14 protein-coding genes are annotated in these 12,530 nt (G+C 70.1%); 11 read left to right on the plus strand and 3 right to left on the minus strand.

The window, feature by feature from the left end; translation table 11 throughout:
* Positions 1-13: 13 nt before the first annotated feature.
* From AB0H88_RS03690 to AB0H88_RS03725, 8 genes are read left to right on the plus strand one after another with little or no spacing between them, the layout of a single operon-like run.
* Complete coding sequence (locus AB0H88_RS03690) at positions 14-988, plus strand: ABC transporter substrate-binding protein (RefSeq protein ID WP_357640830.1); 975 nt, start codon at positions 14-16, stop codon at positions 986-988.
* Positions 981-2,045, plus strand: coding sequence for an ABC transporter substrate-binding protein (locus tag AB0H88_RS03695; protein ID WP_357640832.1), 1,065 nt, complete (start codon positions 981-983; stop codon positions 2,043-2,045). The genes AB0H88_RS03690 and AB0H88_RS03695 overlap by 8 nt, the downstream gene beginning before the upstream one ends.
* Positions 2,042-2,869 (plus strand): ABC transporter permease subunit, encoded by an 828-nt coding sequence (locus tag AB0H88_RS03700; RefSeq protein ID WP_357640834.1) that lies wholly within the window; start codon positions 2,042-2,044, stop codon positions 2,867-2,869. Before AB0H88_RS03695 ends, AB0H88_RS03700 begins: the two co-directional genes overlap by 4 nt.
* Entirely contained in the window at positions 2,866-3,585 is a 720-nt protein-coding gene (locus tag AB0H88_RS03705; protein WP_357640837.1) for an ABC transporter ATP-binding protein, read from the plus strand. The genes AB0H88_RS03700 and AB0H88_RS03705 overlap by 4 nt, the downstream gene beginning before the upstream one ends.
* On the plus strand, positions 3,585-4,355 hold the full coding sequence (locus AB0H88_RS03710; protein ID WP_357640839.1) for an LLM class flavin-dependent oxidoreductase: 771 nt from the start codon (positions 3,585-3,587) through the stop codon (positions 4,353-4,355). Before AB0H88_RS03705 ends, AB0H88_RS03710 begins: the two co-directional genes overlap by 1 nt.
* Complete coding sequence (locus AB0H88_RS03715) at positions 4,345-5,493, plus strand: LLM class flavin-dependent oxidoreductase (RefSeq protein ID WP_357640841.1); 1,149 nt, start codon at positions 4,345-4,347, stop codon at positions 5,491-5,493. The genes AB0H88_RS03710 and AB0H88_RS03715 overlap by 11 nt, the downstream gene beginning before the upstream one ends.
* Positions 5,490-6,461, plus strand: coding sequence for an ABC transporter substrate-binding protein (locus AB0H88_RS03720; RefSeq protein ID WP_357640844.1), 972 nt, complete (start codon positions 5,490-5,492; stop codon positions 6,459-6,461). Before AB0H88_RS03715 ends, AB0H88_RS03720 begins: the two co-directional genes overlap by 4 nt.
* Before the next feature lie 49 nt (positions 6,462-6,510).
* On the plus strand, positions 6,511-7,545 hold the full coding sequence (locus AB0H88_RS03725; protein WP_357640846.1) for an LLM class flavin-dependent oxidoreductase: 1,035 nt from the start codon (positions 6,511-6,513) through the stop codon (positions 7,543-7,545).
* A 217-nt stretch (positions 7,546-7,762) separates the two neighbouring features.
* On the opposite strand, the gene AB0H88_RS03730 is transcribed toward AB0H88_RS03725, so the two are convergent.
* Positions 7,763-7,939 carry a hypothetical protein gene (locus tag AB0H88_RS03730; RefSeq protein ID WP_357640848.1) on the minus strand — a complete coding sequence of 59 codons (177 nt, stop codon included), beginning with the start codon at positions 7,937-7,939 and terminating at the stop codon, positions 7,763-7,765.
* 183 nt (positions 7,940-8,122) lie between these two features.
* Here AB0H88_RS03730 and AB0H88_RS03735 point away from each other — a divergent pair, with 183 nt between their 5' ends.
* The 3 genes from AB0H88_RS03735 (at position 8,123) to AB0H88_RS03745 (ending at position 10,349) form a co-directional block, all read left to right on the plus strand.
* Entirely contained in the window at positions 8,123-8,251 is a 129-nt protein-coding gene (locus AB0H88_RS03735) for a hypothetical protein (RefSeq protein ID WP_357640851.1), read from the plus strand.
* Positions 8,252-8,482: 231 nt separating this feature from the next.
* Positions 8,483-9,349 (plus strand): hypothetical protein, encoded by an 867-nt coding sequence (locus AB0H88_RS03740; RefSeq protein ID WP_357640854.1) that lies wholly within the window; start codon positions 8,483-8,485, stop codon positions 9,347-9,349.
* Positions 9,350-9,497: 148 nt separating this feature from the next.
* The gene (locus AB0H88_RS03745; RefSeq protein ID WP_357640856.1) at positions 9,498-10,349 is read left to right on the plus strand and encodes a hypothetical protein; all 852 of its coding nucleotides are present in this window, start codon (positions 9,498-9,500) and stop codon (positions 10,347-10,349) included.
* A gap of 55 nt (positions 10,350-10,404) precedes the next feature.
* Here the strand turns inward: AB0H88_RS03745 and AB0H88_RS03750 are convergent, their stop codons facing one another.
* Positions 10,405-11,427 (minus strand): right-handed parallel beta-helix repeat-containing protein, encoded by a 1,023-nt coding sequence (locus AB0H88_RS03750; RefSeq protein ID WP_357640858.1) that lies wholly within the window; start codon positions 11,425-11,427, stop codon positions 10,405-10,407.
* Positions 11,428-11,444: 17 nt separating this feature from the next.
* Entirely contained in the window at positions 11,445-12,440 is a 996-nt protein-coding gene (locus tag AB0H88_RS03755; RefSeq protein ID WP_357640860.1) for a pectinesterase family protein, read from the minus strand.
* Between the last annotated feature and the right edge of the window lie 90 nt (positions 12,441-12,530).

Consider the following 12,530-nt stretch of genomic DNA (forward strand, 5'->3'; position numbering starts at 1 on the left):
CAAACTCTCTCCCATGACCACCACCGCACTCGACACCCTCTGGTTCACCCGCTGTCCGGTGCCCACCGCCACGGGTATCGCGGCGGACCAGGGATGGCTGGCCGGGGAGTTCGCCGGTGACGGGATCGAGGTCCGGTCCCTCCAGGACGACTCTCCTGACGTCCCCCGCGAGACGCACTACACCCACGCCCTGACCGGCCTGTTCCGCGAGGGCGGCAACGTGCCCGCGCTCTGGGCGCGCTCGCGCGGCGAGGACACCCGGCTCATCGGGCTCACCTGGATCGAGGAGCGGCAGGCCATCCTGGTCCGCGCCGGCACCGACCTGGAGCACCCCGGGCAGCTCAAGGGTCGGCGGCTGGCCATTCCCCGGCACCGCATCGCGATCGACTTCTGGCGGGCCATGGCCCTGCACGGCTTCCACGGCGCCCTGAGGCTGGCCGGGCTCGGACTCGGCGACGCCGAGCCGGTGGACGTCGAGGCCGAGCCGGGCGGCGGCCAATGGGAGGCCGAGCTGGCCGCGCTGGCCGCCGGCGAGGTGGACGCGGTCTACGTCAAGGGCGCGCTCGCCGTCGAGGCCGCCCTGCGCCACGGCGTGGAGGTCGGCATCGACCTCGACCAGGTGCCGGACCGGCGGGCGCGGGTCAACAACGGCACACCTCGGCCGATCACCGTGCACCAGCGGCTGCTGGACGAGCACCCCGACGTGGTCACCCGCTTCCTCGGCGTCCTGGTACGCGCGGCCGACTGGGCCGCCGAACACCCGGCGGAGGTGGCCAGGATCCTCGGCGCCGAGACCGGCGCGGGCGCGACGGGCGTGACCGCCGCCTACGTCCCCGGCGCCTCGCTCCACCTCAGCCTGTCGCCCGAACGCCTCGATCTGCTGGCCCGGCAGGAACGCTTCCTGCGCGCCCATGGCTTCCTCGAGTCGCCCGTGGACGTCGCGGCCTGGGCAGATCACACCCCGCTGCAAGGAGTCACCCATGCGTAAGTCGCTGCTCGCCCTCCCCCTCGCCCTCCTGGCCGCGGCCTGTGGGAGCATCGACGCCACCACCGGCCCCGAGCAGCTGGTGGTCAGGATCTCGGACCCGGGCAACAGCGGCTTCCTGGCCGCCGCGAAGAAGGACGGCCGTCTGGACGCCGCCCTGGCCAAGGTCCATGCCAAGGTCAAGTGGGCCGGTGACTTCTCCGTCTTCGCCCCGGCAGCCCAGGCCATCAACGCCGGCTCGCTCGACATCGCCACCGGCTCGATCACCGCCGGCGTCACCGCGCTGGCCGTCAAGCCCAGCTTCAAGATCTTCGCCACCGTGCCGCCCGACCTCGCCGGCGAGGGAATCGTGGTCAAGAACGGCTCCCCGATCAAGTCGGTCGCGGACCTGGCCGGGCGCAGCGTGGCCGTCGGGCACGGCGGCACCAGCGAATACCTGCTGCTCAAAGCGCTGCAGACCTTCCAGGTGCCGGTGGACAAGGTCAAGCGCGTCTACCTGCCGCCGCCGCAGACGGCACCGGTCTTCGGCTCGGGCAAGGTGGACGGCTGGTCGACGTTCTCCACCTTCCTCATCCCCGCCGTCACCGACCTGGACGCCCGGATCCTGGCCGACGGCGAGGCGATCAAGTCCGACAACTACGTGATCTACGTGGCCGCCAAGAAGCTGCTCGACGAGCATCCCGAGGTGGTCAAGGCGCTGTTCGAGTTCCTCAAGGAGGGCAGCGCGAAGGAGATCGCCGACCCGGCGGCCTACCTGAACGTCTTCACTCAGACGGGCCCGCAGGCCGTACAGGGCAAGCAGAAGGACCTGGTGGTCGACATCCAGAAGAAGGGCAAGCCCGCCCAGGCGGTCACCCCAGCCGAGATCGCGAAATATCAGGACGTCGCGAAATTCTTCCTCGACCAGAAGGTGCTCACCACGCCGCTGGACGTCTCCCAGCACGTCGTGGACGTGACCAAGCTCGGCGACGCGACCAAGCAAGGGAACGCGGCCGAGCTCGGGAACGCGACCAAGGACAGCGCTACCAAGGACAGCGCGACCAAGGACGCCGCGTCATGACCGCGCAGACCCTCGTGGCGGGGCTGGTCGCGCCGGATCCGCCCCGATCGGCCGGCCGCCACCCCGCGGCGACGTTCGCGCTGCGGGCCATCGGGCCGGTCCTGCTGCTGGTGGCCTGGTACGCGGCCACGGCCTCCGGCGCCCTCACCAAGGACGTGCTCGCCGGTCCCCAGGACGTCATCAAGACCTTCGGCGAACTGTGGGCGGACGGCCAGCTCCCGGAAGCGCTGCGCGTCTCCATCACCCGGGCCGGCCTCGGCCTGGTGCTGGGCGCCTCCGCCGGCTTGCTGCTCGGCGTCGTCTCCGGCTTCACCCGGCTCGGCGAAGAGCTCCTTGACTCCTCGATACAGGCGCTGCGCGCCATCCCCTTCCTGGCGCTGACCTCGCTGTTCATCGTCTGGTTCGGGATCGAGGAGGCGTCCAAGATCCTGCTGATCGGGGTGGCCTGCACCTTCCCCATGTACGTCAACGTCTCCAGCGGCGTACGCAACGTGGACCGCAAGGTCGTCGAGGCGGCCCGCTCGTTCGGCCTCGGCCGGCTCGCGATCGCGCGCGAGGTCGTGCTGCCGGGCGCGCTGCCGTCGGTCTTCGCCGGGCTGCGCCTGGCCACCACCCTCAGCGTGATCGCGCTGATCGCCGCCGAGGAGATCAACGTGACGGCCGGGCTCGGGTATCTGATGGCCCGGGCCACCGACTACCTGCGCACCGACATCCTGGCGCTGTGCGTGCTGCTGTACGCGGTGATCGGGCTGCTGGCCGACCTGACGCTGCGGGTGGCCGAACGGGTGCTGATGCCTTGGCGCAAGGCGGTGACGATCCGATGAGCCTGGCGGTACGGACGACCGGGCTGCGCAAGGTCTTCGGCGACCGCGCGGTGCTCGACGGCGTCGACCTGGACGTACGCCGCGGCGAGTTCCTCGCGCTGCTCGGCGCGAGTGGCACGGGCAAGACGACGCTGCTGCGCATCCTGGCCGGGCTGGACGCCGCCACCGGCGGGAGCGTGCTCGTGCCACCGGTGCGCACGGTCGTCTTCCAGGAGCCGCGGCTCATCCCGTCGAAGCGGGCGCTGGCCAACGTGATCATCGGCCAGGGCCGTTCCGCGCGTGCCAAGGGTCTGGCGGCGCTCGCGGAAGTGGGCTTGAGCCGGCACGCCGACGCCTGGCCCGCGACGCTGTCCGGCGGCGAGGCCCAGCGCGTCGCGCTCGCCCGGGCGCTGGTCCGTGAGCCGGAGTTGCTCCTGCTGGACGAGCCGTTCGCCGCGCTGGACGCGCTCACCCGGCTGCACATGCAGGACCTGATCGCCGAGCTGTGCGCCCGGCACCGCCCGGCCGTGGTACTGGTCACGCACGACGTCGAGGAGGCGATTTTGCTCGCCGACCGGATCGCGGTGCTGCGCGAGGGCAGGTTCGTCACGGATCTGCGGGTCGGCATCGACCGTCCGCGCGACCGTACGGATCCCGGCTTCGTCGGGCTGCGCCGCAAGCTGCTCACCGATCTCGGCGTGGACACCCACGCGCGCGAGGAGGTGCGGGCGCCGTGATGACGCGCTTTCACGTGGTCCTCCCCACCAGAAGTCCCGCTCGGGCGGAACTGCCCGCGTTCGTCACCGATGTACGGCCCGCGCCCACCGATCCGGCCGGGCGGATCGCCGTGGCCGCGGACCTGGCGGGGCTGGCGGGAGCGCTGGTGCCGTTCGACCCCGGCGGGCAGGAGTCGCTGACCGTCGCGGCCAACGTCCTGCGCCGAACCCGGCACCTGCGTGTGGTCGCCGAGTTCCACGCCGCCGTCGCCACCCCCGTCTACGCGGCCAAGGTCTCGGCCTCCCTGCAGCGCTTCACCGCGGGCCGGCTGGGCTGGCGGCCGGCGGTGGAGCTGGACCCGGCCGTGGCCAGGGCGCAGGGCGACTTCCTGACCGGCGCCGACCGGTACGCCCGCGCCGAGGAGTTCCTGACCGTCGCCAAGGGCGTCTGGCGCGGCCCCTTCGACTTCCACGGCGACTTCTACGAGGTCGTCGCGGGCGGCTTCGGGCCGCCGCTGTCGGCGCCGCCCTTCCCCGAGGTACAGCTGTCGGGCACCTCTCCCGAGGCCCTGGCCCTGTCGCGGCGGCACGCGGACGTGCACGTCTTCGCCGAGGGCGACGACCTGGACGCCTTCGTCCCCGAGCTGCCCGGCCTGCGGTACGGCGTCCAGCTGTCCTCGCTCGACCACGCGGACTACTACGCCGGGCGAGGCGTCACCGAGTTCTTCCTCCAGACCGAGGACGTCTATCGCCTCGGCGAGCACGTGAAGGAGCGGGCTCTTGCCGATTGACATCTACTGGCGCATCCACATGGAGGGCGACCAGTCCTCGCTGCGCCGCAGGGTCCGCAGCCGCGGCGGGTTCGCCCCCGGCGGCACCGCCCCGGGCACCCGGGACGGCCGGGACGACGGCTACACGCACGCCGACTACATGGCCGAGGTCGCGCGGGCGGCCGAGGAGTCCGGCTTCGTCGGCGGGCTGCTGCCCAACTTCCCGCACACCGACGACCCCTGGGCGGCCGCCGCGACGCTGGCCCGCGAGACCACGTCGTACCGCTTCATGGTGGCCTTCCAGCCCGGGTTCCTGCACCCGGTACAGGCGGCCAGGATGACGGCCACGCTGCAGCGGGCGACCGGCGGCCGGATCGTCTACAACGTCATCTCCGGCGGCGGCGGGCCCGCGCAGCTGTGGTGGGGCGACAAGGTCGACCACGACGACCGCTACGCGCGTACCTCGGAGTTCCTCGACGTGCTCAAGGGGGTCTGGGCGGGCGACCTCACCCACCACGGCCGCTTCTACCGTACGGAGCACGCCGGGCTGCCGGAGGAGCTGGCCGGGCAGCCGTTCCCGGAGATCTTCTTCTCCGGCTCCTCCCCCGCCGCCATCGCCGCCGCCGGACGGCACGCCGACTACTACCTGTCCTGGCTGGAGCCGTACGAGGCGCTGGCGGAGAAGTTCGCGGCCGTGCGCGCGCACAGCGACACCCCGCCCAGGTTCGCCGTACGCGTGGACCTGCTCGCCCGCGAGAGCGAGGAGGAGGCGTGGGAGGAGATCGCGCACGGCTGGCGGGCCCGCGCCATCGACCCGGAGCGGGCCGGGCAGGGCGGCGTGGGACGGAGCGGCGCCAGGGAGGGCGGCGCGGGGCAGGGTGACTCCGTCGGTGTGCGGCGCAGCCGCTCCTTCCTCGCTGAGGCCGGCGACGACCACCGCGCCCTGGAGGTCGCGCCGAACGTGTGGGGCGGGTTCAACGCGCTCCGCGACGGCCCCGCCTTCGGCCTGGTCGGGGACTACCACCAGGTGGCCGAACGCCTCGACCAGCTCCTCGACCTCGGCGTGGACGCCTTGATCCTGGCCGGGATCCCCCATCTCGAAGAGGCCCGCCGCGTGGGCCGCCACGTATTGCCCCTGCTGAAAGGACGTACCTCATGACCACCAGAGTCGGCTTCTTCCCGCAGAACAACACCCTGTGGGTGGCCCGCCACCGCGACCTGCTGCCCGCCGTGGAGTGGGTGGACCTGAACAGCCTGGGCAGGGGCGAGCGGGTCGATCCCATGAAGGCGCTCCCGTCCGCCCATGGCGACCACCTGTTCGACGGCGGGTACGACTTCATCGGCACCGGCTCCACTCCCCCGGTCACCGCCCAGGCCAAGGGGCACGACATCGTGTACGTGGCGATCTCGGGGCCGCGCGTCGAGAACGGCCGCCTGGTGGTCCGGGACGACTCGCCGATCGGCTCCGTGGCGGAGCTCAAGGGCAGGCGGGTCGCGCTCGGGCACGGTTCGTGGCAGACCACCCTGCTGCTGCTCGCCCTGGAGCGGGCCGGGCTCGCCTGGGGCGACATCGTCCCCGTGGACGCCTACGGCAACGCCGCCGAGCTGCTGGTGAACGGCGACGTGGACGCCTGGGTGGGCTCCTACCCGTACCTGACGCCGGTCGAGTCGCGTACGAGGACGCTGGTGGAGACCGACGGCCTGTTCAGTCACCGCTCGCTCTGGTTCACCCGTCGCGACTTCGCGCTGGCGCGGCCCGACGAGCTGGCCAGGATCGTCACCGCCCTCCAGGGGGCCGACCGCTGGACCGAGGAGCACCCGCGCGAGGCGGCCGCCCTGTTCGACGGTGACCTCGACGCCTGGGAGCACGCCCTGCGTACCCGGCCCTGGGGGCTGCGCCCGGTGAGTGCGGAGTTCGTCGCCGAGCAGCAGCATGCCGCCGACCTCTTCCACGCCAACGGGCTGATCGAGCGCGAGATCTCGGTCGCGGACGCCGTACTGCCCGAGATCGGCGACCTGGTGGCACGGACGATCCCCGAGATCGGCGACCTGGTGGCACGGACGATCAGCGACCCGGTGACGCGGACGCTGTCCGAGAACGGCGCCCCAGTGACGCGGACGCGCTGAGTCCGCGGCTATTCTCCGCTGCCAGGAATGACAAGGAGGAGGAACCATCGTGCCGCCACCCACGCGACCACTGCGCAAGCTGGGTTTCCTGACGATCGGGCTGTTCGACGGTGACGACCCGCGCCCCGGCCACGAGTCGACGCTGCGGATCATCGAGCTGGGCGAGCAGTTGGGCTTCGACAGCGCATGGGTGCGGCACCGCCACCTCCAGTACGGCATCTCCTCCCCGGTCGCCGTCCTGGCGGCGGCCTCCCAGCGCACCACCCGCATCGAGCTGGGCACCGCGGTCATCCCCCTCGGCTGGGAGAACCCGCTGCGGCTCGCCGAAGACCTGGCCACGGTGGACATCCTGGCCGGCGGCCGGCTCAACCCGGGCGTCAGCGTCGGCCCGCCGCTCCACTATGACCAGGTCAAGGACGCGCTCCACCCCGGCACCGCCGACCAGGAGGACTTCAGCTACGAACGGGTGCGGCGGCTGCTGTCCTTCGTCCGCGGCGAGCCGGCCACCGACTTCAGCGGCGTCGAGGGCTTCGAGGTCTTCTCCGATCGGGTCCAGCCCCACTCGCCCGGTCTGGGCGCCCGCATGTGGTACGGCGGCGCCAGCCTCCGCTCGGCCACCTGGGCGGGCGAGCACGCCATGAACTTCCTGACCAGCAGCGTCGTGAAGGCGGAGGAGTCGGAGGACTTCGCCGAGATCCAGCTCTCCCACGTGCGGGCGTTCCGCGCGCGGCACCCCGACGGCGAGCGAGCCCGCGTCTCCCAGGGCCTGGTCGTCATCCCCACGGACACGGCCACATCGGAGCAGCGAGCCAGGTACCAGGCGTACGCCGACAAGCGCACGCCCCGCACCGCCACGCCGCAGGGGCCGGCCCGCATGATGTTCGCACCCGACCTCGTCGGCAGCTCCGCCGAGATCGCCGAGCGGCTGTACGCGCACGCCGCCTTCCGGGAGATCGACGAGGTGGCGTTCGCGCTGCCGTTCACCTTCGAGCACGAGGACTACGTACAGATCCTCACCGACATGGCCACGAAGCTGGGCCCCGAACTCGGCTGGCGCCCCGCCGCGGACCGCGGCCCGGAGTGAGGCCAGACGTCGAGCTCCGCTGCTGGGCGGATGAGCGAGTGCGTCACGGTGCTAGGTAACGCCGAGCGTCCGCAGCAACTCGGTCCGGAGTTCGGCGGCGCTCCTGCCCGCGTCGATTTCCTACAGGTTATACATGAATTTACGGGCGGGCAGGGACGCCTCAAGCCTTTCAGCGCACCGGTGAGACCAGGTCGGCCCGCAGCGTGTCCCGCAATCGTCAGGCGCTGACCTTCAACTGGTGGACGCGCTGCTTGGACAGGCCCATGACACGTGCCGTGTCCGGCTCCGACCAGTGGCTCGTGAGAGCCTTCGCGGTTTTGACGGCCAGCTCCGCAGCGCGCTTGGCGTGGGCTTCGGCCAGCTCCCTTTCATGGCTGTATTCGGCCACCAGCACGGCCACGTCCCAGGCAGGTCGAACACACCAGGGGTGTTCTCAGGCCAGGCCCATGCGTGGATCTCCACCAGATCACGCTCCAGCTGCGACAAGGAGCCGGCGACACCCACTCCCTCCGTCTCCCCGGTGGGACAACGCGACACCCACCGCTCGTTCTCGTAGGTGATGACATAGGTGATCGTCTTGCTCATTGGCTCATCCTTTCTGTGCGAGAACTCCTTCCACGGCCTCATGGAGTACACGAACGTGCAGACCATCACCCTCAGCAAGGGCGCTCTGCAACCCCCGCGTACGAACGGTCGCTCCCGGTGAGGTCGCCTCTCCGGGGGCGACAGGCATCACGATTCGGAGGAACATGACAGTGACCGAGCGGGAAGCCGGAATTCGGCACCCCAGCGAGCATCAGATGGAGATGTTCCTCAGCCGCGCGCCTCCTCTGATCACCACCGACCTCGCGGAGCTGGAATCACAGGCAGCCTCAGATCTCCGGTGACTTGGCGAGCATGCCTTGGCATTCCAGACATTTGCGCGTTAGATCTGTGGATGGCCAATTCTAAGATCATCAAAACCTTTGATCACGGCGCCGGAGAGATGCCAGAGAACATCGTGATCCTTACGGACGGGACTATCTGCGCGACGCTGCTGATGGCGGGTACCGTCTGGTTGTCCAGCGGTGAGCAGGAACAGGTGGTCCCGGAACACGCGGGCGCGATCGTTGTCGGGCTTGCCTCGGACGCCGACGACCGGCTCTACGCCGCTGTGCGCAGCGCGACTGACACCGTGGCGGGAATATGGCGGCGCGAGGCTCCCCATCGCTGGATCCGATTCGCCGCCGCGGAACCCCAGGCGGGACTCAACGGCATCACGTTCGCCGAGGACGGCACTCTGTTCGCGGCAGACTCCGACCGCGGCGAAATCCTCTGCTGTCCCCCAGGCGATGACACGCTGCGGCTCTGGCTCGCCGACAAGCGACTCGCGCCGACATCGCCGGACGACGCGGTGTCGTCCACAGGCGTGAACGGGCTCAAGGTCTGGGACGGCAACCTGTGGGCGACCAGCTCGGCCCAGGGTACCGTCCTGCGCATCGGCATCGACGACGGTCGTCCGGGCGAGTTGACGCAGGTGCACACCGGCATACCCGCCGACGACTTCGCCTTCGACTCCGCCGGCACGCTGTACCTCGCCGTCCACCCACGCGACACCGTCCTGCGCATTGCCCCAGGCGGCGCCATGACGGTTCTTGCCACCGAGGCTGACGGCCTGGACGGCCCAACCGCGATCGCCGTCATCGACGACGGGCTTCTCGTGACAAGCCTGGGAATGCTCGGCTCGAGGCATGAGCCCAACATCGTCCGCCTCACCCTGGACGTGGCCGGTCCCGTACTGCCTCGTCCGCGAATGCCCCGCTGAGGGCGCGCCCCGCTCATGAACAACGCCTCGACCGCCGTCCAGACGTACGCCCGCTTGGTGTTGGCGTTGTCGACCGTCCCGCCACCGATGATTGACCGAAATCGCGGCCACCACACCGGCGAGTAGGTCTGATCGCTAATGTACCGGGATGAGTGAAGCGTTCCCCAGGCATGTGCTGTGCGTACTCGGCTCCGGGCTGGCCCTTTCAGAGATGGAACGGATCGCCTCCGGCTTCGGCGGGTTCGTCCTCGACCGTGAGTACTCCGAGGCCGAACCCGACCCCCGGATGCCGGGGGCGTTCGAGGCCAGCATGGCGGCGGCCTCGTTCGACGAGGCGGACTGGGCCGCGGTCGAGTCCCACGACACGGTCGGCTACCTGCTGTCCGCGCCGATGATGCGGGAGCTGGCATTCGACACTTCCCGGCGGCTGCTGGCGGTGACGGCCGCTCTGCTGCGGTCCGGCGCCACGGCGGTGAAGAACGAGAGCAGCGGGATCACGCACGGCCGGGACCGCTGGCTCGCGCTGGCCGATCAAGCGGCCGACCTCACGGACGAGAGCGTGGCCGACGTCACGGACGAGAGCGTGGCCGACGTCACGGACGAGAGCGTGGCCGACGTCACGGACGAGAGCGTGGCCGACGTCACGGACGAGGGCCTGGCCGGCGCGCTCGTCGCCGCCTGGGTGAAGCGGCCGATCTACGACGGCCAGGTGCTCTACAGCTGCGGCATGCACCTGCTCGGCGCGCCCGAGGTGGAGATCGAGGTCGGTGCGGAGCCTCCGGCGAAGGACGAGCTGCCTGAGCTGGTCGCACACCTGGACACGCTGGCCACCTACCTGCTGACCGACCCACGCGCGGAGGAGATCGAGGACGGCGCCGGGTTCCGGATGACCGAGGACGCACCCCGCCGGCTGCTGCGCACCGGCCCGTGCGACCGCTACGACGAGGACGACCTGTTCTTCAACCCGTACGGATACGTCCGGCTGACCCAAGCGCGGTGACGGGCCGCCCGCGCCACAGGGACGCGCGCGGCCCGCGACGGGGGCGTCAGGAGCGTCAGGTGCCGATGTTCGCCTGGGGTCCCGCGTAGGTCCTGAGCAGGGACGGGACGTCGGCGGCCGGGTCGAGGGTGTAGGAGTAGAACGAGCCAGGGGTGAAGGCCGAGCCGCTGGTGGTGCGCTTGCCCGTGCAGCTGACGCAGACGCTGCCGCTCTGGCGGAGCTGGGCGGTGGAGTCGGGGTAGTACGCATCCTTGACGTGGTCGTAGTAGCTGTTCTCGATCACCATCTTGGTGGCGCCGCGCGAGTAGTTGCCGTAGCTGGTGATGTTCTGCAGGTAGTTGTTGTACAGGTGGGCGTAGGCGACATTGTCCGTGCTGGGGTTGCGCTGGTTGTTGTCGTGGATCCAGTTGTGGTGGATGGTCATGCGGGCGGTGACGTTGTCGGTCCAGCCGATGCCGAACGACTTGTTGTTCTCGGCCAGGACATTCCATGAGACCGTCAGGTAGCTGGTGTCCTTGCGGCTGTCGATCAGGCCGTCGTTCATCCGGATGATGCGGTTGTGGTCGATCCAGACGTGGTGGGCGGTGTCCAGCTGGATGCCGTCGTAGTCGTAGAGCTTGTCGTCGGGGTCGTCGTCGGCCATGCGGGTGTCGCGGATGGTCAGGTTGCGGATGATCACGTTGCTGACGCCGGTGCCCAGGAAGAAGCCGCCGTTGACGATGTGACCGCTGGTGCCGACGCCGACGATGGTCTTGTTCGAGGCGACCTTGATCTCGGTGCCGTACGGGGTGACGGTGATCGCGCCATTGACCCGGATGGTGTACGGGGTGGCGGAGGTGGCGTACTTGACCAGGTCGGCGTAGGTGGTGACGGTGACCGTGGCGCCGGCCGCGCCGCCGGTGGTGGTGCTCAGGCCGTTTCCGCTGGTGGCGGCGAAACCGTCGGCGGTGCTCGGCCAGGTGCGCGCGATGCCCACCGGTTCGGAGGCCCGCTGCTGGTAGGTTCCGCCGGCGGCGGGGGCGGCCGTTCCGAGCGCGGCCAGGACGGTCAGCGCGGTGAGCGTTGCACGGAAGTTCATGATCCTCCTTCGCGGGGTCAGGAGACGGGGTTCCAGCCGTCGGAGCCGGCCAGGTACCTCTGGGGCGTGTAGTTCGTGGCCTGGGCGTCGGTGTACTGCGGCCGGTTGGCGTTCGAGCCCGCCCCCGAGCCGTTGTTCCGGTACTCGAAGAAGCGGGCGTTCTTCCACGAGTTGCCGGACATGTCGGTCCATGGCTGGGCGGTTTTGATCACCGAGCTGAGCGTGGACTCCCGGTAGAGCACCTGGGCGTTGGGCCGCCAGGGACGGCCCAGCGTGGTGGTCCCGGCCGAGGACCCGCCGGAGATCCGCGACTTGTAGAACAGGAAGCCGTAGGTCTTGGCGGCGTCGGTGCTCGCGGCGGTGATCGGGCCGCCGGTGCTGCGCTTCTCGTAGATGTCGCAGCTGTCGAAGACGATGGTGCCGCCGCCGAAGATGAAGTCGACGGTGCCCTCGACGTAGGAGCCGGCGACGTAGGCGCGGGTCGCGGTGTTGACCAGGAAGGTGTCCTGGTCGCCGAGCAGGCGCACGTTGCGCAGGACCGCGCGGTCGGCGTTCAGGTGGAGCGCGACCGCCTGGTGTCCGGTGACGTTCGGGTTCTCGTCGAAGTCGTTGGAGATCGTCAGGTTGGTGGCGACGAAGTCGTGGCCGTCGACGAAGGCGGTAGCGCTGTTGAATGTCCCGTACTGGCCGGCATAGTGATTGTTGACGATGACGGTCTGGGCCGCCGAAGAGCCGAGTCCCTGGAGCGTGATGTACGGCTTGTTCGCCGGGATCCGGACGATCTCGCGATACGACCCGGGCGCGATGGTGATCGTCACCCGGCCGGCATTGCCCGCAGGCACGGCGTCGACGGCGGCCTGCACGGTTCGGTAGGTGCCGGAACCGTCCGCCGCCACTGTGGGCTTGGCCAGGGAATCGAAGTAGCCGGATACGGCCGCCGCCTGCGGTACGGCTCCGCAGACCATCGCCGTGGCCGCCAGCAAGGCGGCGCCTGCCTGCTTGCGTACGAACATGTCGCGTTCCCCTTCCTCTCGTCGTCACTGAGGAAGAGGCACCTTGACCGGGAAGTCAACTCAACAAGCGCGGGCGAGTCGAAATCCCAA

The organism is Nonomuraea sp. NPDC050680 (assembly GCF_040654555.1).
In the GTDB taxonomy this organism is placed as follows: Bacteria; Actinomycetota; Actinomycetes; order Streptosporangiales; family Streptosporangiaceae; genus Nonomuraea.

Excerpts from the sequence above, each read along its gene's own strand:
- AB0H88_RS03690 (WP_357640830.1), top strand. The coding sequence starts at position 14 with ATGACCACCACCGCACTCGACACCCTCTGGTTCACCCGCTGTCCGGTG.
- AB0H88_RS03695 (WP_357640832.1), top strand. The coding sequence starts at position 981 with ATGCGTAAGTCGCTGCTCGCCCTCCCCCTCGCCCTCCTGGCCGCGGCC.
- AB0H88_RS03700 (WP_357640834.1), top strand. The coding sequence starts at position 2,042 with ATGACCGCGCAGACCCTCGTGGCGGGGCTGGTCGCGCCGGATCCGCCC.
- AB0H88_RS03705 (WP_357640837.1), top strand. The coding sequence starts at position 2,866 with ATGAGCCTGGCGGTACGGACGACCGGGCTGCGCAAGGTCTTCGGCGAC.
- AB0H88_RS03710 (WP_357640839.1), top strand. The coding sequence starts at position 3,585 with ATGACGCGCTTTCACGTGGTCCTCCCCACCAGAAGTCCCGCTCGGGCG.
- AB0H88_RS03720 (WP_357640844.1), top strand. The coding sequence starts at position 5,490 with ATGACCACCAGAGTCGGCTTCTTCCCGCAGAACAACACCCTGTGGGTG.
- AB0H88_RS03740 (WP_357640854.1), top strand. The coding sequence starts at position 8,483 with ATGGCCAATTCTAAGATCATCAAAACCTTTGATCACGGCGCCGGAGAG.
- AB0H88_RS03745 (WP_357640856.1), top strand. The coding sequence starts at position 9,498 with ATGAGTGAAGCGTTCCCCAGGCATGTGCTGTGCGTACTCGGCTCCGGG.
- AB0H88_RS03750 (WP_357640858.1), bottom strand. The coding sequence starts at position 11,427 with ATGAACTTCCGTGCAACGCTCACCGCGCTGACCGTCCTGGCCGCGCTC.
- AB0H88_RS03755 (WP_357640860.1), bottom strand. The coding sequence starts at position 12,440 with ATGTTCGTACGCAAGCAGGCAGGCGCCGCCTTGCTGGCGGCCACGGCG.